General features: G+C 56.0%; 23 protein-coding genes. 12 read left to right on the top strand and 11 right to left on the bottom strand.

Features of this window, described 5'->3' with window-relative positions:
* Positions 1–32: 32 nt before the first annotated feature.
* On the top strand, positions 33–755 hold the full coding sequence (gene rph / locus HZS80_RS12835) for a ribonuclease PH (RefSeq protein WP_179916306.1): 723 nt from the start codon (positions 33–35) through the stop codon (positions 753–755).
* Between the two features lie 87 nt (positions 756–842).
* Here rph and HZS80_RS12830 read toward each other — a convergent pair whose 3' ends face one another.
* Positions 843–1,610: an exodeoxyribonuclease III gene (locus HZS80_RS12830; RefSeq protein WP_009286323.1), complete on the bottom strand. Its 768-nt coding sequence runs from the start codon at positions 1,608–1,610 to the stop codon at positions 843–845.
* A 141-nt stretch (positions 1,611–1,751) separates the two neighbouring features.
* On the opposite strand from HZS80_RS12830, the gene pyrE reads away from it, so the two are divergent.
* A complete protein-coding gene (gene pyrE / locus HZS80_RS12825; protein WP_179916298.1) occupies positions 1,752–2,417 on the top strand; it encodes an orotate phosphoribosyltransferase in 666 nt (221 codons plus the stop codon).
* On the opposite strand, the gene HZS80_RS12820 is transcribed toward pyrE, so the two are convergent.
* Entirely contained in the window at positions 2,418–2,888 is a 471-nt protein-coding gene (locus tag HZS80_RS12820; RefSeq protein ID WP_179916297.1) for a tRNA (cytidine(34)-2'-O)-methyltransferase, read from the bottom strand.
* Between the two features lie 78 nt (positions 2,889–2,966).
* On the opposite strand from HZS80_RS12820, the gene rep reads away from it, so the two are divergent.
* Positions 2,967–5,036, top strand: a complete 2,070-nt coding sequence (gene rep / locus HZS80_RS12815; protein ID WP_035556279.1) for a DNA helicase Rep — start codon at positions 2,967–2,969, stop codon at positions 5,034–5,036.
* A 91-nt stretch (positions 5,037–5,127) separates the two neighbouring features.
* Here rep and HZS80_RS12810 read toward each other — a convergent pair whose 3' ends face one another.
* Together HZS80_RS12810 and HZS80_RS12805 are read right to left on the bottom strand one after the other, a co-directional pair.
* The gene (locus HZS80_RS12810) at positions 5,128–5,940 is read right to left on the bottom strand and encodes a c-type cytochrome (protein ID WP_179916296.1); all 813 of its coding nucleotides are present in this window, start codon (positions 5,938–5,940) and stop codon (positions 5,128–5,130) included.
* Positions 5,941–6,136: 196 nt separating this feature from the next.
* Positions 6,137–6,499 carry a hypothetical protein gene (locus HZS80_RS12805; protein ID WP_179916295.1) on the bottom strand — a complete coding sequence of 121 codons (363 nt, stop codon included), beginning with the start codon at positions 6,497–6,499 and terminating at the stop codon, positions 6,137–6,139.
* A gap of 113 nt (positions 6,500–6,612) precedes the next feature.
* Here HZS80_RS12805 and HZS80_RS12800 point away from each other — a divergent pair, with 113 nt between their 5' ends.
* The 8 genes from HZS80_RS12800 (at position 6,613) to HZS80_RS12765 (ending at position 13,677) form a co-directional block, all read left to right on the top strand.
* Complete coding sequence (locus HZS80_RS12800; RefSeq protein ID WP_035556285.1) at positions 6,613–7,254, top strand: thermostable hemolysin; 642 nt, start codon at positions 6,613–6,615, stop codon at positions 7,252–7,254.
* Positions 7,238–8,698, top strand: coding sequence for an AMP-binding protein (locus HZS80_RS12795; protein WP_179916294.1), 1,461 nt, complete (start codon positions 7,238–7,240; stop codon positions 8,696–8,698). The genes HZS80_RS12800 and HZS80_RS12795 overlap by 17 nt, the downstream gene beginning before the upstream one ends.
* The gene (locus HZS80_RS12790; protein ID WP_179916293.1) at positions 8,695–9,387 is read left to right on the top strand and encodes an iron-containing redox enzyme family protein; all 693 of its coding nucleotides are present in this window, start codon (positions 8,695–8,697) and stop codon (positions 9,385–9,387) included. The genes HZS80_RS12795 and HZS80_RS12790 overlap by 4 nt, the downstream gene beginning before the upstream one ends.
* A complete protein-coding gene (locus tag HZS80_RS12785) occupies positions 9,374–10,216 on the top strand; it encodes an SDR family oxidoreductase (RefSeq protein ID WP_179916292.1) in 843 nt (280 codons plus the stop codon). Before HZS80_RS12790 ends, HZS80_RS12785 begins: the two co-directional genes overlap by 14 nt.
* Positions 10,213–10,878 (top strand): tetratricopeptide repeat protein, encoded by a 666-nt coding sequence (locus HZS80_RS12780; protein ID WP_179916291.1) that lies wholly within the window; start codon positions 10,213–10,215, stop codon positions 10,876–10,878. The genes HZS80_RS12785 and HZS80_RS12780 overlap by 4 nt, the downstream gene beginning before the upstream one ends.
* Before the next feature lie 11 nt (positions 10,879–10,889).
* The gene (locus HZS80_RS12775; RefSeq protein ID WP_035556291.1) at positions 10,890–11,564 is read left to right on the top strand and encodes a response regulator transcription factor; all 675 of its coding nucleotides are present in this window, start codon (positions 10,890–10,892) and stop codon (positions 11,562–11,564) included.
* The gene (locus tag HZS80_RS12770; RefSeq protein WP_179916290.1) at positions 11,561–12,946 is read left to right on the top strand and encodes an ATP-binding protein; all 1,386 of its coding nucleotides are present in this window, start codon (positions 11,561–11,563) and stop codon (positions 12,944–12,946) included. The genes HZS80_RS12775 and HZS80_RS12770 overlap by 4 nt, the downstream gene beginning before the upstream one ends.
* Positions 12,947–13,077: 131 nt before the next feature.
* A complete protein-coding gene (locus HZS80_RS12765) occupies positions 13,078–13,677 on the top strand; it encodes a CBS domain-containing protein (RefSeq protein WP_008959062.1) in 600 nt (199 codons plus the stop codon).
* A gap of 91 nt (positions 13,678–13,768) precedes the next feature.
* Here HZS80_RS12765 and nhaD read toward each other — a convergent pair whose 3' ends face one another.
* The 5 genes from nhaD to HZS80_RS12740 all read right to left on the bottom strand — a co-directional run bounded on the left by nhaD (position 13,769) and on the right by HZS80_RS12740 (position 20,772).
* Entirely contained in the window at positions 13,769–15,235 is a 1,467-nt protein-coding gene (gene nhaD, locus HZS80_RS12760) for a sodium:proton antiporter NhaD (protein ID WP_179916289.1), read from the bottom strand.
* Between the two features lie 157 nt (positions 15,236–15,392).
* A complete protein-coding gene (gene glmS, locus HZS80_RS12755; RefSeq protein WP_035556297.1) occupies positions 15,393–17,234 on the bottom strand; it encodes a glutamine--fructose-6-phosphate transaminase (isomerizing) in 1,842 nt (613 codons plus the stop codon).
* A 127-nt stretch (positions 17,235–17,361) separates the two neighbouring features.
* Positions 17,362–18,732, bottom strand: a complete 1,371-nt coding sequence (gene glmU / locus HZS80_RS12750) for a bifunctional UDP-N-acetylglucosamine diphosphorylase/glucosamine-1-phosphate N-acetyltransferase GlmU (protein ID WP_035556299.1) — start codon at positions 18,730–18,732, stop codon at positions 17,362–17,364.
* A gap of 1 nt (position 18,733) precedes the next feature.
* Positions 18,734–19,903 carry an FAD:protein FMN transferase gene (locus HZS80_RS12745; RefSeq protein WP_246362004.1) on the bottom strand — a complete coding sequence of 390 codons (1,170 nt, stop codon included), beginning with the start codon at positions 19,901–19,903 and terminating at the stop codon, positions 18,734–18,736.
* Between the two features lie 68 nt (positions 19,904–19,971).
* Entirely contained in the window at positions 19,972–20,772 is an 801-nt protein-coding gene (locus tag HZS80_RS12740) for an undecaprenyl-diphosphate phosphatase (RefSeq protein ID WP_179916288.1), read from the bottom strand.
* Between the two features lie 217 nt (positions 20,773–20,989).
* Between HZS80_RS12740 and HZS80_RS12735 the strand changes: the two genes are divergently transcribed.
* Positions 20,990–22,183: a cation diffusion facilitator family transporter gene (locus HZS80_RS12735; protein WP_035556306.1), complete on the top strand. Its 1,194-nt coding sequence runs from the start codon at positions 20,990–20,992 to the stop codon at positions 22,181–22,183.
* A 19-nt stretch (positions 22,184–22,202) separates the two neighbouring features.
* Here the strand turns inward: HZS80_RS12735 and mgtE are convergent, their stop codons facing one another.
* Positions 22,203–23,579 carry a magnesium transporter gene (gene mgtE, locus HZS80_RS12730; RefSeq protein WP_035556307.1) on the bottom strand — a complete coding sequence of 459 codons (1,377 nt, stop codon included), beginning with the start codon at positions 23,577–23,579 and terminating at the stop codon, positions 22,203–22,205.
* Between the two features lie 172 nt (positions 23,580–23,751).
* Positions 23,752–24,180, bottom strand: coding sequence for a F0F1 ATP synthase subunit epsilon (locus tag HZS80_RS12725; RefSeq protein WP_035556309.1), 429 nt, complete (start codon positions 24,178–24,180; stop codon positions 23,752–23,754).
* Between the last annotated feature and the right edge of the window lie 19 nt (positions 24,181–24,199).

The following is a 24,199-nucleotide window of genomic DNA, read 5'->3' as shown; positions in this document are numbered from 1 at the left end:
TATTTGTGAGCAGCGCTAAGCGTCCTGATGTTGTGCGTCCCAGCGGTCGCGAAGCCGACCAGCTCCGCGATATTCGCCTGACCCGCGATTACACCCGTCATGCGGAAGGCTCTGTGCTGGTGGAGTTTGGCGACACTAAAGTGCTGTGTAATGCCAGCGTAGAAGCCGGTGTACCGCGCTGGCTGCGCGGTAAGAATCAGGGTTGGGTTACCGCTGAGTACGGCATGCTGCCCCGCGCGACCCACACCCGTAGTGGCCGTGAAGCGACTCGCGGCAAGCAAGGCGGCCGCACCCTGGAAATTCAGCGTTTGATTGGCCGCAGCCTGCGCGCAGCCGTGAACTTGAAGAAGCTGGGTGAGTTCACCATTACCGTGGATTGCGATGTCATTCAGGCGGATGGCGGTACCCGTACCGCAGCAATTACCGGTGGCTGCGTGGCGCTGATCGATGCGATCCGTTACCTGCAGCGCGAGAAAAAGATCAAAGCCGACCCTTTCAAGCAGTTGGTGAGCGCCATTTCCGTGGGTATTTATAAAGGCGTGCCGGTGCTGGATCTGGACTACCCGGAAGACAGCAAAGCCGATACTGACCTGAACGTGGTGATGACCGAAAGCGGCGAGCTGATCGAAGTGCAGGGCACTGCCGAGGCGGGTGCATTCACCCGTGCAGAGCTAAACGCCATGCTCGATTTGGCCGAGAAGGCAGGAGATGCGCTTCGCGACCATCAGCGCGAAGCGCTGGGTATTCGTGGCTAAGGATTAACGCCCGCCACAACGCAACAAGCCGACCCAAGGGTCGGCTTGTTGCTGTTGGCGACGCGGGAAAAGTTCGTTGCCTAGCGCTTAGAGCGCTAGGTCGTACTCAACAATTAGCGGTGCGAACTCGGAGAAGGTCGCATCGTAATCAATCCACGCGTCGACCACGTGGCGACGGAAGTTGGGGCCGACTAACTGGTAGTCGATCCGCCAGCCTTCCTGGCGTTCACGGGGCACGTCTTGGTCAAGCTTCGGCCACCAGGTGTACTCGCCTGCATCGCGGTTAATTTCGCGGAAGGTGTCGATAAACCCGGTGGGGCCAAGCACCTGATCCATCCAGGCGCGCTCTTCCGGGCGAAAACCCGACGTGAGCTGGTTATCAGACCAGTTAGCCAAATCAACGGTTTTATGGGCAATATGCCAAGTGCCGCAGAGGATGTATTCGCGGCGTTTGCGCGACATCTTCGTCAGGTACTCTTGGTACTGCTCCATAAACGCCTGTTTGGCTTTTTGGTCACTTCCATCAGGCATCAGGAAAGAGACAATACTGAAGCGTTCATAATCCGCCTGCAGAAAACGTCCTTCATGATCGCACTGAGGAAACCCAAGGCCATACATAATCGCCTTGGGAATTTTACGGCAATAGAGTGCCACACCGGAGAAACCATCCTCTTCGGCATCCAGGAAGTAGCCTTCATAGCCTTCCGGATACAGAATGTGGTCACCCAGTTCAAAACTTTTTGCCTTGATGTTCTGCACGCAGACTACGTCGACATCCTGCTGAGCCAGCCAGTCCAGGAAGCCACGATCGACGGCATCACGAATACCATTGACATTGATGCTGGCAATTTTCATAAATCGTCCCTTTTGCGTCGCTGCTGTATGATACCCGACGTTTAGACGTTTGGGTAAAGGCAGCGACTAAAACTTGCCATTTACCCTACTTTTATTGTTGCTTTCGTGCCGATTTAAACCTACCGCCTAGTGAGGAACGCCGTGGCTACCACTCTACAACCCTACCAGCGCGATTTCATTGCCTTTGCCATTGAGCAAGGCGTGCTTAAGTTTGGCGAGTTTACGCTTAAATCTGGCCGTGTCAGTCCTTACTTTTTCAACGCTGGGCTATTTCAAACCGGGCGCGCGTTGGCCAAGCTGGGGCGTTTCTACGCTCAAGCGATTGTCGATAGCGGCATCAATGCCGATGTGTTGTTTGGCCCAGCGTACAAGGGCATTCCGCTGGCAGCGGTCACCGCGGCAGCCCTGGCCGACCATCATGATATTGATATGCCCTACGCCTTCAACCGCAAAGAGGCTAAAACCCACGGTGAAGGTGGCAATATCGTTGGCGCGCCGCTTTCCGGCGATATTTTAATTATTGATGACGTGATTACCGCGGGCACCGCGATTCGCGAAGTGATGACGTTGATTGATCAGAGCGGTGCCCACGCTGGCGGGGTGATCATTGCCCTTGATCGGCAGGAGCGCGGCCAAGGCGAGCAGAGCGCGATTCAGGAAGTACAGGCTCAATACGCTATGCCGGTGATCAGCATCGTCACCCTTGAGCAAGTGCTTACTTACCTTGAAGAGCACGCCGGTGGCGAAATGCTCGCCTACGCCGAAGCGATCAGGGCTTATCGTGACCGCTATGGGATTACGCGCTGATTAAACCGGTAGCGCGCCAGTGAAACCTTGCTGGCGCCACGCTTCGTAGCTCACAATAGCCACGGCGTTGGAAAGGTTCAGGCTACGGTTGTTGGGCTGCATAGGCAGGCGCAGTTTGTGCTCAGCGGTTAGCGCTTCGTGTACCTGGGGCGAGAGCCCAGCGGTTTCAGAGCCAAACAGCAGCACATCGCCCGGGGCAAAGTCGGCATCGCTGTAGGTGCGAGTGCCTTTGGTGGTAATCGCCCAGATGCGCCGCCCCTGCATGGCCTGCTGAAAGGCGTTAAAATCCGGGTGGCGAGTGACGTTATCGAGATCACGATAATCCAGCCCGGCGCGGCGCAGTTTTTTCTCTTCCAGGTCGAAGCCAAGTGGCTCAATCAGATGTAACCGGCAGCCATTGTTGGCAACCAAGCGCATGATATTGCCCGTATTGGGCGCCATACGCGGTTCAAAAAGCGCTACTTCAAACATCTCCACCTGCCTGTTTATCATCATTCGCCGATTGTAATCGAAAACGCCTAGCAACACTCGTAGAGGACCACCGACCCCATGACGCCTGCCACGCCCAAGAGCATTCTTAGCCGCATTAAAGGGCTAAACCCGCGCCAGCAGGAAGCGGTGCGTTATATCGATGGTCCCTGCCTGGTCCTGGCGGGCGCAGGTTCCGGCAAAACCAGCGTGATCACCACCAAGATTGCCTATTTGGTGCAAGAATGCGGCATGAGCGCGCGCAAGATTGCCGCGGTGACCTTTACCAATAAAGCCGCCCGGGAGATGAAAGAGCGCGTCGGCCAGATGCTTCACGGCAAAGAGGGTCACGGGTTAACGGTCTCTACCTTCCACACCCTGGGGCTGAATATTATCCGCGGCGAGCTTAAAACCCTGGGCTACAAGCCGGGTTTTTCGCTCTTTGACCCAGAAGACGCCAAGGCGCTGTTGCGCGATTTGATGAACAAAGACGCCCAGGTGGACGCCGAGCAGATCAACGCCGTGCAGAGCAAAATTTCCACCTGGAAGAATGACTTGGTACTGCCCAGCGATGCGCTCTCGTTTGCCGCCGACGACGATGAGCACTTTGCCGCCCGGGTGTATGAAGCCTACGTTCGCCATTTAAAAGCCTACAACGCGGTGGATTTCGACGATCTGATTCTGCTGCCGGTGGTACTGCTCAAGAACGATCCGGAAGCGCTCGAGCGCTGGCGGCGCAAAATCCACTACATGCTGGTGGATGAGTATCAGGACACCAACGTTTCCCAGTACCTGCTGGTGAAACTGTTAATGGCGGAGCGTTCCACCTTTACCGTGGTGGGCGACGATGACCAATCGATCTACGCTTGGCGCGGCGCTCGGCCTGAAAACCTGATTACCCTGGGGGAAGATTTCCCGCGCCTAAAAGTCATCAAGCTCGAACAAAACTACCGCTCTACCGCCACGATACTGCGCGCCGCCAATACGCTGATCGCCAATAACCCCCACGTTTATGAGAAAACGCTGTGGTCCGATATGGGCGACGGCGCGCCCATTCGGGTAATCGTGAATCGGCATGAAGAGGCAGAGTCCGAGCGGGTCGCCAGCGAAATGCTCACCCGGCGTATCAAGGAAAAGGCCGAGTGGCGCGACTTTGCGGTGCTTTATCGCGGTAATTTCCAGGCCCGCTTATTAGAGCTTAAGCTGCAGCACTACCAAATTCCTTACAAACTCTCCGGCGGCACGTCGTTTTTCTCTCGCAACGAGATTAAAGACACCATGGCTTACCTGCGCCTGTTAATTAACCCCGCCGACGATAACGCCTTTTTACGCATCGTGAACGTACCGCGCCGTGAAGTGGGCCCTGGAACGGTAGAAAAACTCGCCAACTACGCCACTGAGCGCTCAATTTCGCTGTTTGCCGCCTGCCACGAGCTTGGCCTGGAACAAGTACTGCCAACCCGAGCGACAGAGCGCTTAAGCCGCTTTACCCACTTTATTGATGGCGTGCGTAAGCGCATGGACCAAGGCGACGCCATTGCCGCCATCCGCGATATGCTGCGAGATATGGATTACGAAGCCTGGCTGTATCAAAACGCCAGCGCGCCTACCGTGGCCGAGCGGCGCATGGCCAACGTGTGGATTTTGATCGACCAGCTAGAGAAGTCGCTTAACCGCGACCCGGAAGAGAGTACCGACTCCTCTGATACCGAAACCGATGGCGTTCAAGCGGCTATTTCACGCTTGGTACTGCGCGATATTCTGGAGCAGCAGGCAGAAGAGGATGACTCTGACCGAGTGCAACTACTCACCATGCATGCCTCGAAGGGCCTGGAGTTCCCGCATGTGTATTTGATGGGGCTTGAGGAAGACCTGTTGCCCCACCGCAACGCCATTGAAGTAGGCACCGTGGAAGAGGAGCGGCGCTTGGCCTATGTGGGGATTACCCGGGCGCGGCGTACGCTGACGTTGACACTTGCCCGCCAGCGGAAAGCCTACGGCGAGCTGATGGACTGCCAGCCGAGCCGCTTTTTAGAAGAGCTGCCCGCCGAGGATCTGGAGTGGGAAGGTCGTGCAGATAAAGAAGACCCAGAGAAAAAACAGGCCCGCGGCAAAGATGCGATTGCTGGGCTGCGCTCGCTGCTGGGGTGATCGATCATTAGGCAGACAAAAAATAATCCACAGGACAATGTTTAAAACGCCCTGTGGATAAATTACTTAAACGCTAGTGGTTGGCGACGCCTTATTGCGCTTCTGCCATTAAGTAATCAACGACGGCCATCACTTCTTCATCAGACAGATTGGGGTTACCGCCTTTGGCAGGCATGGCGCCAATGCCGTTGATCGCGCTGGCGTAAAGCTCGTCAGCACCCTTTTCTAAACGCGCCGCCCAGGCTTCTGAGTCACCTTTGGTCGGTGCACCGGCAACGCCGCTATCGTGACACGCCGCACAGCCAACGCTTGCGTAAAGCGCAGCGCCATCCAGGTCGCTACCGCCACTCGCCGCGTCGTCGTTAGCAGCCATCTCTTCTTCAGCGGCAGCATCACCTTCCGCAGCGGCGGTCTCTTCGGTGGCTGCTTCTTCAGAGGCGGCTTCATCGCCACCGCCTAACTCAGGCACTTCCATCACCGGCTCAACCATATAGGCTACCGCCGCTTCTACTTCTTCATCGGAAAGGCTGGCGTTACCGCCTTTCGCTGGCATCGCGCCAATACCATTAATGGCATGATCTACGAGTGTCGCAAAACCTTGTTCGGTACGTGCCGCCCAGGCGTCTTCCTCGCCACGGATGGGCGCACCCGCCGCGCCGGATGCGTGACACGCGCTACAGACGTTGCCGTAAATACCTTCCCCGTCGATATCACCGCCACTGCTAGCGCTGTCGCCTGCAGGCGCGGCCGCCGTTCCACAGTCTTGGCCTTGTAAACAGAGTTGCCCTACCGGCGCTAAACGCTCGGCAATCGCATCACGTGCGGCGTCTTGAGCGTAAGCACCTGAAGTGCCCGCCATGAAGCCGAGGGCCGCCAGCCCGCTCATGATCAGCTTTGCTTTCACTCTCACCACCTCTTGAGTATTGTCATCAACCGTTTGTTCTTAACTTCTGCCTTAACCCCTGCGCGCGGCAGCGCCAATCTGTGAAAAGCACCGCTGAGACGCCAAGACGCGTGTATAGAGCTAGTATAACGGCAACGCAAAGCGCAAGAAAATGCTACTAAGCGCGCCTATGCCACCAATCACGACTATTTAGGCATTAGTGGGGGGCTTCACTCCTTTCGCCACCCCCTTTCCACGCTAATAAACGCTGTTGCGCATATTGCTTAAAACCCGCCTGCTGGGCAAGTTCAAGGGCGCTATTCAATAGCGCGCGGGCATGTACTCCTTCGGCCTTGGGTAACCACAGCTGGGCCATGTTCATCGGCAAGGGTTGCACCCAGATAGCGCCCGTTAGCTGTCCCGCGTCAAGGCTTATCCATAACCCGCCCCACTGTTCGTCTGGCTGATCGTACATTGCCTTTACCGCCCCGCTCAGGGCGGTTTGCTGCTTAGAATCATGAGCAGCAGCCAACTGCAGCAGTGCCTCGCGACGTAGTGAGGGGGCACTGCACGGTCTCAAGGGGCGTTACCTCTCCATTGCTCGGTCAAAACAGCGATAAATATTTATCCCTGCTTAAGTTTTCGTTAAGTAAACCCGCCCAGAGTGTCGGAAAACACGATGGAGATCACCCGATGGCTCGCCTACGTTCACTCCCCACTCCGCTGGCAACACTGGATTGGCACGAAGCCCTCAATTGGCAGGAAAAAGCGATGCTTCAGCAACTGATTCAGCAACGCTTCGCCCAGCAACACAGTGCTTATATTCAGCATTTTCTGCCCCGCCTGTTTGGGCTGTGGCAGGCGGGACTACCGCAAGCGGCGGTGGGGCTGCGCCTTGCCAGCAGCGGGCCACTCTTTCTGGAGCGCTACCTGGATGGCAAGGCTGAACAGGTTATTAACCATGGGTTTCAGCAGTCACTTGCCCGTCGGGATATTGCCGAAATTGGCAACCTGGCCAGTTTACGCCCTGGCTTGCAGCGCCAGCTATTCATCTATCTGGCTCATCAACTGGCGGCGGAAGGCATCGCTTGGCTGCTATTTACGGCCACGCCTGAAGTCGCCAACGGCCTGCGCCGCCTAGGGCTTGAACCGCAACCGATTACCCCTGCCGATCCTACCCGCCTGGGCGAAGCGTCGCATCTCTGGGGGCGCTATTACCAGCATCGCCCGTGGGTGATGGCCGGTGATCTGCGCAGCGCCATGCACACGCTTCAGGCTCACTCAGCCTTCACTGAAATCGCCAGGGAAGAGGTGCTGCATGCACGCCTTGCCTAATGCGCTGATGGTGCGACTTGCCCATCATGCCCAGCACAGTCCACAGCGTACCGCACTTACCGATGGCGAGCAGAATTTGTCGTATGCGGACGTCATTCACCATGTCGCCCAACGGCGCCAGCGCTTACGTGACGTTAATGCCCGGCGCGTCGCACTAGCGCTGGATAATGGGCTGGAGTGGGCGTTATGGGATTTAGCCCTGATGGCCGAAACGTGTGTGGCAGTGCCTATTCCCGGTTTTTTCAGTGAACAGCAGCACCGCCACGTGGTTCAGCAGGCGGGCCTGGATAGCTGGATTGGGCATGGCGGCGAGGCCTTCGGCTTCAAAGCCACCCACGACGCAGCCATTGCCCAGCGCCGGGTTGATCATTCCCCTGCGTTACACGCAGGCACCACGCGCATCACCTTTACCTCGGGCACTAGCGGCACCCCCAAGGGCGTGTGTTTGGATAATACGGCGCTATTAACCGTTACTGAAAGCCTGGCGAAGGTAGTGGCACCGCTTGATATACGCCGCCACTTAGCCATATTGCCCCTCTCAACGCTGCTCGAAAATATCGGCGGGCTTTATCTGCCGCTATGGGTGGGTGCCTGCAGCATTTTACCGGGTATGGCCACGTTAGGCTGGCAGGGAGCCAGCGGTTTTAACGCTCGGCTCGCCCTTGATGCCATTGAGCGCTATCAACCCCACAGCATGATTTTGGTGCCTCAACTGCTTCAAGCGTTGGTCGGCGAGTCCACAACGGCGCCAGATAGCCTGCGCTTTGTGGCGGTGGGTGGCGCGCAGGTGGCCAATACACTGCTCTCTCACGCCCGGCGTGGCGGATGGCCAGTCTATGAAGGCTATGGTTTATCCGAAGGCACCTCGGTGGTCTGTCTGAATCGCCCAGGCGAGCCAAGCTGCGGCGTTGGACGCCCACTGCGCCATGCCCAGATCCGCATTGATCGCGAAGGCCAGCTGCATATTCGCGGTGCCTTGATGCTGGGTTATATCGGCGAAGCACCTTGCGGCGATTGGTACGCCACAGGGGATACCGGCCAGTGGCAAGACGGCACCATCGCGCTCAATGGCCGCCAGCGGGACGTCTTTATTACCGCCTATGGCCGTAACGTCAACCCGCAATGGGTAGAGGGCGAGCTCTGCACGCAGCCTGCCATTGCCCAAGCCATGGTGTATGGCGAGGCCCTGCCCGCTAACCGCGCGTTGATCGTCCCCGCCGCGCCCCATATTACCAACGCCCAAATAGACACGGCCCTCAATGCAGTCAATCGCACGCTACCCGATTACGCCCAAGTGCATGAGTGGCAGCGCGCCGCCCCCTTTACGCCCCATAACCAACAACTCACGGCCAACGGCCGCCTACGCCGCGACACCCTGCTAGCCGCCTATGGCCACTGGCTAAGGGCCGTCGTGACTGACACACCCAAAGGAGTAACACCATGACCGCTTACCAACAGTTGCAAGACGCTACCCAGGAAGCACGCACCTGGCTACTGACCACCCCTATCGTCAACCGCGCCCTGGCGGGCAATGTCTCCCTAGAGGAGTATCTCGCCTTTTTAGGTCAGGCATATCACCACGTTCGTTTCACCGTGCCGCTAATGATGGCCTGCGGCGCACGGCTGCCTGATCGGCTCGACTGGTTACGCACGGCGCTAGTGGAGTACATCGAAGAGGAGCACGGCCATGAAAAATGGATACTGGACGATATCCGCGCCGCGGGCGGGGATGCAGATACCGCCGCTGCCGCCCTGCCAGACCCCGCCACTCGGTTAATGGTGGCCTGGATTCGTGATGCCGTAGAACACGGCAACCCGGTGGCATTTTTCGGCATGGTGCAGGTGCTGGAAGGCACCAGTACCGCGCTTGCCACCCAGGCCGCCGAGCGCTTACAGGCGAGTCTTTCGCTTCCTAACAATGCCGTGCGCTACCTCACCTCCCACGGCAGCCTGGATATTGGTCATTTGGCCTTTTTTGAAGAGCAGATCAATCAGCTAGGTGCCGACGATCTGTCCGTGGTGATTGATAGCGCCAATATGTTCTACCGCCTGTACGGGGCCATGTTTAGAGGCATCGAAGCCCGCTGTCAGAGCGGCAGCGCGGTGGAGGAACTTAGTCATGCGCTTGCCTAGCCTGCTTTGGCCGAGAAAAAATAGGCTGCCCGGCGGATGGCCGGGCCAGCGAATTTTAATCACCGGCGCCAGCGGCGGTATAGGTATGGCCCTGGCCGAAGCGCTGGCGCAGCGGGGCGCGCACCTGCTGGTAAGTGGTCGTCAACAAGACGCGCTGGCTTCGTTAGTCGACCGTTTTCCCAATCACATCACCGCCGTTAGCGCTGATTTAACCAACGCCAGTGATCGCAGCCGCTTAGTCAGCGCTGCGCATGGGGCAGGCTGCAATATGTTGATTAATACCGCTGGCAGTAATCAGCAGGGATTTTTTGATACTGCCAGTGACAGCGATATCGAACAGCTGGTGGCGATTAATCTGACCGCCACCCTGCAACTGACCCGCGCGCTGCTTCCCCAGCTAATGGCTGGCCCCCAGGCGACGATTATCACCATTGGTTCGACGCTCGGGCGGCTGGGCTACCCAGGCCAAGTCACTTACTGCGCCACCAAATTCGCCCTGCGCGGTTTTAGCCAAGCACTGCGCCGGGAACTGGCCGATACCCGTGTGCGGGTGATGTATATCGCCCCACGGGCCACCCGCACCGCGATGAACTCGCCACAAACCGAGGCACTCAATGCGGCCCTGGGCAATACCGTCGACACTCCTGACGCCGTTGCCCTGGCCATTATCAATGCCGTGGAACAGCAGCGTGAGGAACTACAAATTGGCCTGCCAGAACGTTTTTTTACCCGCCTCAATACGCTATGGCCAGGCGCTGTTGACCGGGCCCTGTTACGTCAACTGCCCGTCATTCGCCGGTTCGTTGCCACCAAGGAGTCTTCCTTATGATCATACTATCTTTCAAAACGCTGCGTACCACGCTATTGGCTAGCGCCATTGGCTTGATAAGCCTTCAGGGGATCGCCAGTGAGGGGGATAGCGCGGCTGTCGCCGCATCGCTTGCCGAACTACAGCAGCGTTGGGCGGAAATTAACTATACGCTGCCGCCAGATGAACAGGCGGCAGCCTTCAGCCGCTTAGGCGACCAGGCTGAACAGCTCGTCGAACGCTACCCAGACGCCGCCGAACTGCATATCTGGGCCGGCATTATCCGCTCGACAGAAGCAGGTGCCAGTGGTGGGCTGAGCGCGCTGGGGCTGGTAAAACAGGCTAAAAAAGAGCTTGAAGCCGCGCTGGAACTGAACCCGCTGGCGCTGGATGGTTCGGCCTATACCAGCCTGGGTGCGCTCTATTATCAGGTACCTGGCTGGCCGATCGGCTTTGGCGATGAACAAAAAGCCGAGTGGCATTTGCAAAGGGCTCTTGCGATTAACCCCGAAGGGATCGACAGTCTCTACTTCTGGGGCGACTATTTACATGAGCAGGGTCGCGATGCAGAAGCACGCCAAGCGTTGGAGCGCGCCTTGATGGCAGCGCCTCGGCCTGGTCGCGAACTGGCTGACAGTGGCCGCCGTGACGACATCCATCAGTTGATGTCAGAACTTCAATAGGAAGGAGCCCTATGCGCATTTTGCTGGTAGAGGATGACCCAAGCCTAGCTTCAGGCATCCGTTTGGCTTTAAAGCCCGAGCACTACACGGTGGATCATCTGAGCGACGGCACTACCGCGCTAAACGCGCTAACAGAGGGGGAACCCTTTGATGCGGTGATTCTCGATTTAGGGCTGCCGCGCATGGATGGCATGGCGGTATTAAACGCTGTCAGGCGCCACGGCAGTCAGGTGCCCATTTTGGTACTGACGGCCCGCGACGCGGTGGATGACCGCATCGCGGGGCTGGATGCTGGCGCCGATGATTATTTAACCAAACCGTTTGAAGTGGCTGAGCTGAAAGCCCGACTACGCGCCTTGCTACGCCGCAGCCAAGGCCAGATCAGCAGCATATTGAGCTTTCGTGGTATCCGCCTGGACCCGCACACCTTTAACGTCAGCTATCAGGGCCAAGATGTGAGCTTGTCGCGGCGCGAGTTGACGCTACTGCAAGAGTTTATGAGCCACCCGGGCCGGGTGTTTACCCGCGATACCTTGACCCGCTTGGTCTACGGCTGGGACGAGGATGTCGAGAGCAATGCCATTGAGGTCCATATCCACCATTTACGACGCAAGCTATTCACCGACGTTATCCGCACGGTGCGCGGCATTGGCTATGTGATGGATAAGCCAAAGGATGACATATGACGTCTATTCGCCAACGTACCCTAGGGCTGGCGCTACTGGTATTTGGCCTAAGCATGCTGGTAATCGGCTTTGTCAGCTACCGTTATGCCGCCCATGAAATAGAAGAACTTTACGATGCCAGCCTGGCGCAGAATGCACGCTTGCTGGAAGGGTTGTTACAGGCACCACTGCCGGATACTGACCGCAATGTGCTACTAAACAGTCTGGAAAGCGCCTTGCAGCGCGCTCGTCAGTCCGACAAGCGCTTTGCGGGCCACCGTTATGAAAGCAAACTGGCCTTTCAGTTGTGGGAAAACGAGCAACTGCTGCTGCGCTCTGCCACGGCCCCTGAAGCCCCCCTTGCCCAACAGCCTATCGGCTACTCGACGCTGACCGTGGACGAGCACGATTGGCGGGTATATGTGCTTGAAGTGCCGGACTCATCAAACCGTGTGGTAGTGAGCGAGCGCGAAGACGTCCGCGGGGAACTAATCAGGGCGGTAGCGCTCCGAACGCTGCTGCCCGACCTGATCGGCCTGCCGCTCCTCTCCGCGCTGCTATGGTGGTCGATTGGCTGGGGGCTGGCACCGTTATCCCGCATGGCCGAGCAGATTCGCAGTCGTGACCCGCACAATTTGCAGCCCTTGACGCTTAGCCCCTTGCCCCACGAGTTGGACACCATCGCCGGCGCGCTTAACCGGCTGTTAGAGCGCATCCGCATCATGCGCGTACGCGAAAAGCGCTTTATTGCCGATGCCGCCCATGAGTTACGCACCCCCTTAGCAGTGCTTGACCTACACGCCCAGAACGCACTGACCGCCGATAATCTTGAAGATCGCCAGGAGGCGCTCAGCCACCTGCGCGGCGGCGTTGCCCGGGCCACGCGCTTGGTTACCCAGTTGTTAACGCTGGCGCGCCTGGACCCTGAAGAAGATTCACAACCTGAGTACCGCGCCACCAACCTACTCAGTGAAGTGCGGGAAACCCTGGCCAAGCTTTCGCCACTGGCCGCTGAACGCCAGCAGCAACTGCTGCTAAACGCCGATGAGCAGGGGGAGTGGTCCATCACAGAAGAGCCCGGCGCGATTGAAACCTTGGTACAAAATCTGGTCGGTAATGCCATCCAGCACTCGCCTAACCAGAGCGCCATCAACATCACGCTGACGACGACACCACACGGCTTTCAGCTCATGGTGGATGATCAGGGACCCGGCATCCCGGTCAATGAACGCAAAAAAGTGGTCGAGCGCTTTCAGCGCTCAGGCCCCAGCGCGGGTTCGGGGTTAGGGCTTTCCATCGTTGAGCGTTTGGTCACTCGCCATGGCGGCACTCTTCAACTTGATGATGCGCCCAGCGGGGGGCTACGCGTACGTATTGTTCTACAACGTCCAGAAAAGCAATAAATTTTTCTTTGCTTCCTAAGCTGAGTTTTATGGATCTCTTAAGGTTCTGATAAGAATTGCATGCAACTGTGGAGGCACACTGCGAGCCAGATACCCACGGCTCACTCTTTTCTCCACATGGAGGTCCCCCGATGAACCAAGTAACTTTTTCACCTAAGCCATTAGTTCAACTAGGCTCAACCCCTCTTTTGGCGATGCCTGCCCCACGGCGGCTGTTGCCCACCAGTCCTGCCATGACGGTGCTTACCGACTTTTCCCAGGTAATGCCGCAGTCGGTTGAAGCCGACACGCCTATCGACGAGGCACACCTTAAGATGCGGCATGGCGGTGTACGACTGTTGTTCGTCATGGATAAACAAGCGCACTGTATCGGCGTTATTACGTCGAAAGAAGTAATCGGTACCCGGCGCATCAACCTGGCCATGCAGCAGCGTAACCTGACCCGTGCAGAAGTCACCGCTGAAATGATCATGACGCCATGGCACAAGCTGAGCGCTATGCCTGTCGCGCAACTGGCATCGCTGACCATCGAAGACCTGGTACTATCAATGGAAGCCGTTACCGACCAGCATCTGTTGATCACCGAGCAAAATGATAATCACGAACTTAGAATTCGCGGCATTATCTCAGCAAGCGATATACAGACGGCGGTAGGCAAAGAGATCAATCCGGTGCCGATGGCGAAAAGCTTTGCCGACATCTGCCATGTCGTAACCGGTCACGATCTATAACGCTTCAGCATGGCTAGCCTTTAGGTTAAATAGAAACGCCCTTCACCGATTTCTCGGTGAAGGGCGTTCGCATTTGAGGAGCGCTTTCTATCTAGAACATTGAGGCGTTAATCCACAAGTGGGTAACGATGCTAGCAGCATAGCCTAATAAAATGGCTGGCATCCAGCGAAGGTGAACGGCAAAGGTATAGATCCCCCGCGCCTGCCCCATCAAGGCGACGCCCGCAGCAGATCCCATCGAAAGCAAACTGCCCCCCACGCCTGCGGTTAGCGTAATCAACAGCCAGTTACCCTCGGTCATGTCCGGGGCCATGGAAAGTACCGCGAACATCACCGGGATGTTATCCACAACCGCCGAGATAAGCCCCAGCACCACGTTAGCCCACACTGGGTTCCAGCTACCGTAAAGCGTTTCGGAAAGCAGGCTTAGGTAGCCCATAAAGCCAAGGCCACCGACACACATCACGACCCCGTAGAAGAACAGCAGCGTGTCCCACTCGGAGCGCGCAATACGGCTGAAAATATCAAACGGCACCACGCTACCCAACTGTTCAAGCTTCTTCCAATCGCCGCGGCGAGAGTAGCGCTCGCGCTTGCGTTCCAAGGAACGCGGCAGACTGCGACGCAAGTAGTAACCAAAGAACTGCAGTAGGCCTAAACCAAACATCATGCCCATAGCAGGTGGTAAGTAGAGGATCGAGTGGCACAGCACGGAGATGGCCACAGTAATCAAAAACAGCACGATAATCCGCCGTGCGCCGCGCTTGAGCCAAACGTTCTCTTTAAGCGAGGCAGGCTGACGATTAACAATAAAGAAATTCATGATCACTGCAGGCACCATGAAATTGACCACGGCCGGCACCAACAATGCGAAGAAGCCTTCAAACGGTACTTGGCCCGCCTGCCACACCATCAACGTAGTGATATCGCCAAACGGGCTAAAGGCACCGCCTGCGTTAGACGCCACCACCACGTTAACGCAGCAAAGGCCGATAAATTTCTTATCACCTTCAGCCACTTTGAGTACCACGGCACACATCAACATGGCGGTGGTCATATTGTTGGCGATCGCTGAAATACCAAACGCCATGACGCCGGTAATCCAGAATAGGCTGCGATAACTAAAGCCTTTGCGCACCAGCCAAGAGCGCAGTGCATCGAATACTCGGCGCTCTTCCATGGCGTTGATATAGGTCATCGCGACCAGCAAAAATAGCAGCAGCTCGGCGTATTCAAGCAGCGTTTCACGGAAGGCGGTTTGCGCCTCTTCCGGCATGCCCGCTTGCACATAAACCCAGGCTACGAGCGCCCAAATAAGGCCTGCAGCGACCAAGACAGGCTTAGACTTACGCATGTGCAGTAACTCTTCAGTCATCACCAATGCATAGGCGAGCACGAAGATCACGACAGAAGAGATACCGGTTAGCGAAAGAGTAAGATCGAGGGGCCCAGCGGCGGCATAAGAGAGCGAAGGAAAGACAAAAAGCGTACAGGCGAGCAACAACCAAGCGACCCGGCTAGCGTAATGCCGAGTTGCGAGGACGTTTGGTGGTTTCATGGCGATGTTATCCAATCAGGGGGGAGAAAGACCGCCACGATAATAAGCACCCTAACCACATGCTGCAACGCAACGGCTGTGCATAAGATGCGGCTAATTGTCGCATCTTGTAAAGCGTTTTTATTGGCTTAACTAAATCTAAAGTCTGACACCTAAATCATTCCACCGTCACACTTTTAGCCAGATTGCGAGGCTGGTCAACATCCGTACCTTTGAGCACGGCCACGTGGTAACTCAATAGCTGTAGCGGCAGGGTGTACAGCAGCGGCGCCAGCGCTTCATGCACGTGGGGAAGTGTGAGTACACGGATATCTTCCTGGGGATCCATACCCACACTTTCGTCGGCAAACACGAACAACTGGCCACCACGGGCGCGGACTTCCTGAAGGTTGGATTTAAGCTTTTCCAGCAGGTCGTCATTGGGGGCGACCGAAATCACCGGCATTTCGCTGTCCACCAGCGCCAGCGGGCCGTGTTTTAACTCCCCGGCGGGGTACGCTTCGGCATGAATATAGGAGATCTCTTTGAGCTTAAGTGCCCCTTCCAGCGCAATTGGGTAATGGGCACCGCGCCCCAGAAATAGCGCATGATGTTTTTCAGCAAATGCTTGGGAAAGCGCTTCGATCTGACTGTCCAGCGCCAGCACCCGTTGGCACACCTCGGGCAGTGTGCGCAGTGCGGCGATGATATCTGGGTATTCGGCCTGCCCTTTTGCTTTGCTCACGGAAAGCGTGAGTAGCATTAACGCCACAAGCTGAGTCGTAAAGGCTTTGGTGGAGGCCACACCAATTTCAGGACCTGCGCGTGTCATCAGCGTAATATCCGACTCACGCACCAATGAGCTACCGGGCACGTTGCAAATCGCCAACGACCCGACATAGTTCAGCGTTTTTGCAAAACGCAGCGCCGCCAGCGTATCTGCAGTTTCACCCGACTGGGAGAGGCTGACAAACAACGTACCTTCGGGCACGACGGGGTGGCGATAACGGTACTCAGAGGCCACTTCAACCTGAACCGGTACACCGGCGTAACGCTCTAGCCAGTAACGCGCCACCAGCCCGGCGTGGTAGCTTGTGCCGCAGGCGATAATATGCACTTGGCGGGTACGCTGGAAAAGCGCCAGAGCATCGGGGCCAAAGCTCTCCACTAACACGCTTTGAGCACTCAACCGCCCTTCTAATGCTGCCTCGATCACCTTCGGCTGTTCAAATATTTCCTTGAGCATGTAATGACGGTATTCGCCTTTGCTGGCAGCACCGTCACCGTGCTCAAAGGTCTGAATAGGACGCTCAACGTGGTTACCATGACGATCCACAATGCGAATAACACCCTGCTCGCGTAGCTCAACCAGGTCGCCCTCTTCAAGATAAATAAAGCGATCCGTCACTGGCAGTAGTGCCAGCGGGTCAGAGGCTAAAAAGGCTTCATTAATCCCCACGCCAACTACCAGCGGGCTGCCCTGGCGGGCACCGACCACCACACCTGGTTCTTTAGCGCTCATCACGCCCAAGGCATAAGCGCCACCTAAGCCGTTAACGATCTGTTGCGTCGCGTCAAACAGGGTGAGGCCATCGTTCAGCTTTTCGGAGAGTAAGTGGGCAATCACTTCGGTATCGGTTTCGGAGTTAAACGCGTAGCCGCTGCGCTGCAAGTTATCTTTTATATGCTCGTAGTTTTCAATAATCCCGTTATGCACCACCGCCACTTGGTTTTCATCAATGTGAGAGCCGCTATGATGCGGGTGGGCATTGGCTTCAGAGGGTTTGCCGTGGGTTGCCCAACGGGTGTGTGCAATGCCTGAAAAACCCGGTAGCGCGGAAGCTTCCAATTGCGCGGCGAGCGCCGCTACTTTTCCGAGCGCCCGGCGGCGGGTCAGCACGCCATCGCTAAACACCGTCATACCGGCCGAGTCATAGCCACGATACTCCAGGCGTTTTAGACCTTCTAATAGAATTTCTTGGACGTTGCGCTGGGCAACGGCGGCAACAATGCCACACATAATCACTCTCCTAGGTCATTAACCAGAGCACTTCACAAATACTACTCAACCAATCCACAGAACGGTAAAACGACAGCCACTGATTATGAATACGGCTTTTTAATGATCCTTAGCACCATTTTAAGAACTATGGCTCTGTGCGCTTGCTGGGGCGCAGCCAGTCGTTTTTTTCTAGCTGGCGGCCACGCGTGACGGCTAAGGCGTAATCGGTAACGTCTTTAGCAATTGTCGACCCTGCCCCTACGGTAGCGCCTTTGCCTACCGAGACAGGCGCGACCAAGGCTGTGTTCGAGCCAATAAAAGCATTATCACCTATTTCTGTGTGGTGTTTGTTAGCGCCGTCGTAGTTGCAGGTAATCGTGCCCGCACCAACGTTCACATCCCGGCCTAAGCGTGCGTCACCTACATAACTTAGATGATTTATCTTACTACCCTCACCGACATCGGCATTTTTGGTTTCAACAAAATTGCCCACCTTGGCTTTTACCGCCAACCGCGTCCCCGGGCGTAACCGCGCAAAGGGGCCGATCTGGTTCAAGCCCGCTGCGACGGAGCCCTCTATCACACTATGGGTGTCTACCACGCTTTCGGCTCCAATAGTGCTATTTTTAATCACGCAGTAAGGACCAATACGCACGCCTTCACCCAGTTCAACGTCACCTTCAAAAACACAGCCCACATCAATAAAGACATCATGACCGCAGGTTAAACGCCCGCGCACATCCAAGCGTGCGGGGTCGGCAAGCGCCACGCCCTGCGCCATTAACTTATCGGCCAACTGGCGTTGATAAACGCGCTCCAAGCGGGCCATTTGCGCGCGATTATTAACCCCTTCCACTTCAACCGCAGTGGCTGGCTGGGCCGTGCATACCTTGATGCCTTCATCGGCGGCCATGGCGATTACATCGGTCAGGTAGTACTCACCCTGGGCATTTTCTGCGGAAAGCTGCGGTAACCAGCGTTTTAGCTGGGCGCTGGTCATGGCCATAATGCCGGTATTGCATTCACTGATCGCAAGCTGTGAGCTGCTGGCATCTTTTTGTTCAACAATCGCCACTGCATGGCCCGCGTCGTTGCGTACAATCCGGCCATAGCCCATTGGGTCATCCAGCGTCACCGTCAATAGCCCGATGTGCTGTTCATCCACTTGGGCCAACAGCTCCCTCAGTGAATCACGCTGTAACAGGGGGACATCGCCATAGAGGATAAGCACCTTGCCGTTACCGAGCTGCTCAAGCGCTTGAGCCACCGCGTGACCGGTGCCTTTCTGTTCGGCCTGCACCGCAAACTGCACCTTGGTGTCGGCCAGCGCCTCGCGCAGCTGTTCCGCACCATGGCCGATGACGACATGGGTACGATCAGGCTGCAGCCCTGATGCTGTCTCCAGTACATGTTGCACCATTGGCTTACCTGCCAAGGTATGCAGTACTTTAGGGGTTTGCGAACGCATACGCGTACCTTTACCCGCGGCGAGAATGACGATATCCAGTTCATGCATGTTATTCACCTGTTACGGGTTGGTTGGTGGGCGCCGGAGTAGGGAGTTGTTCAATACCCAGCTCATCAACCAGAGATTCACCGAAATAGTTAACAAATTCAGGCGTAGCAATGCTGCGCCACTGCTCCCCCTCGCGAACGAGCAGAAGTACTTTGAGGTTATTCTCGATGGCCATTTGCATAGCGTCTTGCTCGCCGACGACTAATAGTGCCGTCGCCCAAGCATCCGCCCAAGCGTTAGAGGGATGGAAGACTGACACCGACGCTAATTGGTGAGTGACGGGTCGGCCTGTGCGCGGGTCAATGGTATGGGAGAAGCGCTCACCCTCTACTTCAAAATAGTTGCGATAGTCACCTGAGGTAGCGACTGACATGCTTTCTAGCGGAATAATATGCTGTGCACGCTGCTGGCCATCTTCAGGCACTTCAATGCCAATCTGCCAGGGCGTTTGTTCTTGCTCATCACGCAGGTCGCGGGCAATCAGTTCCCCGCCTAAATTGACCAAGTAGTGTTCCATGCCCTGCTGATCCAGATAAGCAGCTACCCGATCGGTCGCATGGCCTTTGGCAACGCCGGAAAGGTCGACAAACACATCGCGGGTACGCCGCGCCTGCATGTTTTGGGTGTCGATTTCTAGCGCATCAATGCCTATCTGGGCAAGCTCCTCGGACAGGGCATCGTCGGAAGGCACGGTTTCAGGCCGTGCTCCGGGGCCAAAGCTCCATAAATTGACCAGGTCGCCTACAGTAATATCAAAAGCGCCGTGGCTGGCTTCAGCGACGGATTGGCTAATCGCCAATACTTCAATGAGCTCATTGGAGAGCGGCTGCCACTCATCTAAAGGCGCTTCGTTGAAGGCGATCAGTTCGGAATCGTCACGGTAGGTGGACATCGCCTGATCAACGCTCTCCAGCTCTGCTTTGAAACCCTCTTCCAGTTCAAGAGACTCGCCTTGAGTGAGCGGATCCATAATGGTGACTTGATAAAAGGTGCCAAAAATATTGCCGTCAAAACGGACGGGGGGCTCCAGCGGACGATCACTCTCGGAACAGCCGGGCAATATCAGCAGAGCGCCCAGCAATACGCCTAACCCTCCTAATTCCCTTCCCCACCTACCCGACCTTTCTACCCACTTAGTTTTGCCAGACTTTTTCTTATCAGACCTGTTCATAGCTGCCTTGCCCTGGAAATAAAACTTTAAAAATTAAGCTTTTAAAATCAAGTTTTGAAAACAAGCTGTTAAAAATAAAAGAACCACAGCAGCCAAGCACCAAACAATACGCGGTAAATAACAAACGGCTGCATTCCCAGTTTTTTGATGATGACTAGGAAATAGTGAATACACAGGTACGCGCTGACCCCAGATAGTAACGTACCCACTAGCATCGCGACCCAATCAATCGACTGCGATGCGTTAAAAAGGCCTATGGCTTCCAAACCACCGGCCAACACAATCACCGGAATCGACAGCAAAAAAGAGAACCGCGAGGCACCTTCCCGGCTCATTCCCACCATCAACGCCGCCGTAATAGTAATGCCCGAGCGCGAAGTGCCCGGAATTAGCGCCAGCGCCTGGGCACCGCCAATAATTAGCACATCCTTCAAACACAGTTGATATTCGCTGCGCGTTCCCCCTTTTCGCCAATCGGCATACCCCAACAATAGCCCGAAACTAATTAAACTGATGCCGATAATCAGCGTAGAGCGCATATAGTGAGAAATAACATCGTGCAGCAGTAACCCAATAATACCCACGGGAATGGTGGCTAATGTCACCCAAAAGGCGAGACGTGCATCTTCGTTGACGCCTTTGCCGCGCATAGCAGCTAGGCTGCTGGTAATCATCTGCCAAATTTCGTGGCGAAAATAGAGTATTACCGCGGAAAGGCTGCCCAAATGCAGCGCTACATCAAAGGCTAAGCCTTGATCTTCCCATTCTGTCAGCACAGGCACCAAAATCAGGTGGGCAGAGCTTGAAACGGGTAAAAATTCAGAAATTCCCTGAACAACCGCTAACACCACCACCTGGAGCCAATCCATAAAAAACCCTATGTATAGAAACAATTTAATGGTTTGCAATGGCGTTTAAGGATACACATCCACCTATTCTTTGTCCGCCATTGCCTTTGCTGACATTAGCCTCCACTGACACGCAAAGGTGCCGTTTCACGGCTTGAAAGCAGTGGACGCTATAGAGGATATAAGGAGTGCGCTACAATGGACATCTATTGTATGCGTGCTTCCTTGCAAGGTACCCATGACTCAGACCATCGAAACGCCAGTGGTTCACGACCAAGCGCGACTTAGCCAAGAAGCCAAGCGTGTCACCTACATAGGTGCGTGGCTGGATGCCCTGTTGAGTATCGTTAAAGTGACCATTGGTTTTATGGTCGGCTCAGCGGCGTTGATCGCCGACGGCATTCACTCCCTATCGGATTTAGTCACCGATGGTTTTGTCCTGGCAGCCATTCATTACGGCCGCCAGGAGCCCGATAAAGACCACCACTACGGCCATGGCCGAATCGAAACCCTGACTACCCTATTGCTGGGAAGTGTGCTGATCTTCGTGGCTGGCGGTATTGCCTGGTCGAGCCTGGATCGACTGTTTAGCGGCGCTGCCGTAAATGCCCCTGGCGCACTGGCAATCGTAATGACGGTGATTGCGCTGTTTAGCAAAGAGTGGATTTTTCGCTACACCATGCGGGTCGCCAAGCGGGTAAAGTCAAAATTGCTCGAAGCCAACGCCTGGCACTCACGCAGCGATGCATTATCCACCGCTGTGGTGCTGGTAGCGCTGGTAGGCGCTCAATTTGGCTTGGGTTGGCTGGATGCCGTCGCTGCTATCATTGTGGGTTTATTAGTCGGCAAAGTAGGTTTGGACTTGCTGTGGGAGTCGGCTCGCGAGTTGGTCGATACCGCGCTGCCGGTGGATGTTCAGGATCAGATGCACGATGTGGCTTGCAGCGTACCGGGGGTGGATAGCGTCCACGACCTGCGCACCCGACAGTCCGCGGGCTGGGTAATGGTCGATCTACACGTGGTGGTCGGGCCTAAGATTACCGTTTCGGAAGCCCACGAAATAGGTAACGAAGTAAGCCGCCGTCTACGCCATGAATTCCCCGCGCTCACCGATGTGATCTTCCACGTTGACCCCGAAGACGACGCCGGGGCGGGTGATCCTAGCCGCCTTCCCGGCCTTCCGCTGCGCCCTGAAGTAGAGGCCGCGCTGGATGCGCGCTGGTATAAGCATCCGGTATGGCGCACGCTCAACGAGCTTCAGCTGCACTATTTGGACGATAAGGTCTCGGTATCGCTGATCATTGATGACGCGGTGCAGCAGCCACCCCAGTGTCTCGCCAGCCAGCTAAAAGCGCTGGCTAGCGATATTGAGTGGCTGGGTCACGTTGAGGTGCTGTTTATCACCCGCGCCGCCAGTAGCTCAATGCGCTAAGCCCTCAATGACTTACTCGTCACGAAAGCAGCAGCGTGGCGATACTGAAGTAAATCACTACCCCAGAGGCGTCAATAAGCGTGGTCACCAGCGGAGCCGAGGCCGTCGCTGGGTCGACCTTAAAGCGCTCGAGTACGAACGGCAGGCACATCCCCAGCAGACTTCCGAACAGAACAATGGTGACCATACTTAGCGCAACGACCATCGCTAGAGCTTCACCGCCACGCATGATACCTATTGGTGTCACCGCAATGGCCATGGTGATACCTAACGCCCCTGCAACGAGAAGCTCTCGGCCGAGTAATTTTCCCCAATCTTTGACACCTACGTCGCCAGTCGCCATACCGCGCACCATTAGCGTGGCGGCCTGGGCCCCAGCATTACCGCCACTACCGATCAACAGCGGTAAAAAGAACACCAGCGCTACCTGGGCGGCAATGGTCTCTTCAAAATAGGCAATCCCGGCACCTGAGAAAAGGTTGGCAAAGACCAGCAGTACCAGCCAAAACACCCGCTTACGGTAGAGACTCCAGAGCTTCACGCGGCTTACGCCATCTTCCAGTTGGCCGATGGACATACCTTTGTGGAAATCTTCGGTGGCCTCGGATTCGGCTACGTCCATGGCGTCATCGTGGGTCACAATACCGACCATACGATCATCCGCATCAATCACCGGCAGCGCTAACAGGTCGTACTTCGCCACAATACGGGCAACATCTTCCTGAGCATTATCAACCCGTGTACTGATGACATCTTTGATCATGATGTCATCAACAATGGCGCCGGGGCGTGCCACCATCAGTTGGCGCAGCGACATGGTACCAATCAATTGCCCGTCGCTATCCAGAATATACAGCTGATAGACCGTTTCCGCGTCGGGAGCGGTCTGACGTACCCTCATCATGGCCTGCGACACCGTCATGCCACTGGCTATGGAGACATAGTCAGAGGTCATGATGGCACCGGCGGTACCCTCTTCGTAGCTGGCAAGCCGTTTGAGATCTTCCCGCTCGCGGTGGGCCATACGACGCAGCAGTGCTTCACGGCGGTCTTCACTGAGTAGATTAAACAGGTCGGCGCGTTCGTCCGAACCCATCTCCTCCAGCAGCTTGAGTACCTGGCTGTCATCCAGTTCCCCGACCACCTCAAGCTGGCTCTCACCGGGCAAATAACCCAGTACGTTCGCAGCACGCTCGGCAGACAGAATATCCAGCAATGCGAGCGCTGCGGGCAGCTCTTCGTCGTCTTCAATCATCTCCTCAAGCACTTCACCGATATCCGCGGAGCGGGTTTCGGCCAAACGCAAAGAGAGTACCGATTTACTGGGCACTTCCTTGGCCAACTCGTCGAGCAGTTCGGCTTTTAATGCCTGTAGACTTTCATCATTCAGTGCCATGGCTCTCACCCCTCGCGCTTACAAGCGTCGTGCTGCCGAACACATTCATCGCCCAGCCCATCCTACTGACCAAGCTCACCATACTTACTTATCTGTCTGCCAAACAAAAAACGCCCCTTAAACCCTGGTAGCGGGTTTAAGGGGCGTTGGACACACGCCAAGTGCGTGGGTGTTAGCCTTTACCCGCCTTTTTACGCAGCTGCTGAATCGTTCGCAACTGAGCAACGGCTTCGGCAAGTTCAGCAGCAGCTCGAGTGTAATCAAGCTCCGATGACTTCTCATTAAAGGCTTTCAGCGCCTGCTGACGCGCTTCTTCGGCAGCGGCCTCGTTGAGGTCGCTGGCACGCGACGCAGAGTCGGCCAGAATCGTCACGACATCCGGTTGGACTTCCATGAAACCACCAGTGACGTAGAAGTTCTCTTCTGTGCCACCATCATAGATCACGCGAACCGGACCCGGCTGAAGCTCAGTCAGCAGCGGAGCGTGACCTGGCAAAATGCCCAGATCACCCATCATTCCGGAAGCAATCACCTGCTCAACAGTACCTGAGAAGATGGATGCTTCAGCGCTGACGATATTGCAAGTAAAGCTATTCGCCATAGCGAATCCCCCTAATGGA

The sequence above is a fragment of the Vreelandella glaciei genome (assembly GCF_013415125.1).
Taxonomy (GTDB): Bacteria; Pseudomonadota; Gammaproteobacteria; order Pseudomonadales; family Halomonadaceae; genus Vreelandella; species Vreelandella glaciei.
The sequence above is the reverse complement of the archived record's forward strand: the minus strand, read 5'-3'. Positions and strand labels throughout refer to the sequence as shown.

Coding starts and splice junctions, on each gene's coding strand:
- HZS80_RS12830 (WP_009286323.1), bottom strand. CDS start 1,610: ATGAAAATTGCCAGCATCAATGTCAATGGTATTCGTGATGCCGTCGAT.
- HZS80_RS12820 (WP_179916297.1), bottom strand. CDS start 2,888: ATGTTTGAAGTAGCGCTTTTTGAACCGCGTATGGCGCCCAATACGGGC.
- rep (WP_035556279.1), top strand. CDS start 2,967: ATGACGCCTGCCACGCCCAAGAGCATTCTTAGCCGCATTAAAGGGCTA.
- HZS80_RS12800 (WP_035556285.1), top strand. CDS start 6,613: ATGGCTCGCCTACGTTCACTCCCCACTCCGCTGGCAACACTGGATTGG.
- HZS80_RS12795 (WP_179916294.1), top strand. CDS start 7,238: ATGCACGCCTTGCCTAATGCGCTGATGGTGCGACTTGCCCATCATGCC.
- HZS80_RS12790 (WP_179916293.1), top strand. CDS start 8,695: ATGACCGCTTACCAACAGTTGCAAGACGCTACCCAGGAAGCACGCACC.
- HZS80_RS12785 (WP_179916292.1), top strand. CDS start 9,374: ATGCGCTTGCCTAGCCTGCTTTGGCCGAGAAAAAATAGGCTGCCCGGC.
- HZS80_RS12780 (WP_179916291.1), top strand. CDS start 10,213: ATGATCATACTATCTTTCAAAACGCTGCGTACCACGCTATTGGCTAGC.
- HZS80_RS12775 (WP_035556291.1), top strand. CDS start 10,890: ATGCGCATTTTGCTGGTAGAGGATGACCCAAGCCTAGCTTCAGGCATC.
- HZS80_RS12770 (WP_179916290.1), top strand. CDS start 11,561: ATGACGTCTATTCGCCAACGTACCCTAGGGCTGGCGCTACTGGTATTT.
- HZS80_RS12765 (WP_008959062.1), top strand. CDS start 13,078: ATGAACCAAGTAACTTTTTCACCTAAGCCATTAGTTCAACTAGGCTCA.
- nhaD (WP_179916289.1), bottom strand. CDS start 15,235: ATGAAACCACCAAACGTCCTCGCAACTCGGCATTACGCTAGCCGGGTC.
- glmS (WP_035556297.1), bottom strand. CDS start 17,234: ATGTGTGGCATTGTTGCCGCCGTTGCCCAGCGCAACGTCCAAGAAATT.
- glmU (WP_035556299.1), bottom strand. CDS start 18,732: ATGCATGAACTGGATATCGTCATTCTCGCCGCGGGTAAAGGTACGCGT.
- HZS80_RS12745 (WP_246362004.1), bottom strand. CDS start 19,903: ATGAACAGGTCTGATAAGAAAAAGTCTGGCAAAACTAAGTGGGTAGAA.
- HZS80_RS12740 (WP_179916288.1), bottom strand. CDS start 20,772: ATGGATTGGCTCCAGGTGGTGGTGTTAGCGGTTGTTCAGGGAATTTCT.
- HZS80_RS12735 (WP_035556306.1), top strand. CDS start 20,990: ATGACTCAGACCATCGAAACGCCAGTGGTTCACGACCAAGCGCGACTT.
- mgtE (WP_035556307.1), bottom strand. CDS start 23,579: ATGGCACTGAATGATGAAAGTCTACAGGCATTAAAAGCCGAACTGCTC.
- HZS80_RS12725 (WP_035556309.1), bottom strand. CDS start 24,180: ATGGCGAATAGCTTTACTTGCAATATCGTCAGCGCTGAAGCATCCATC.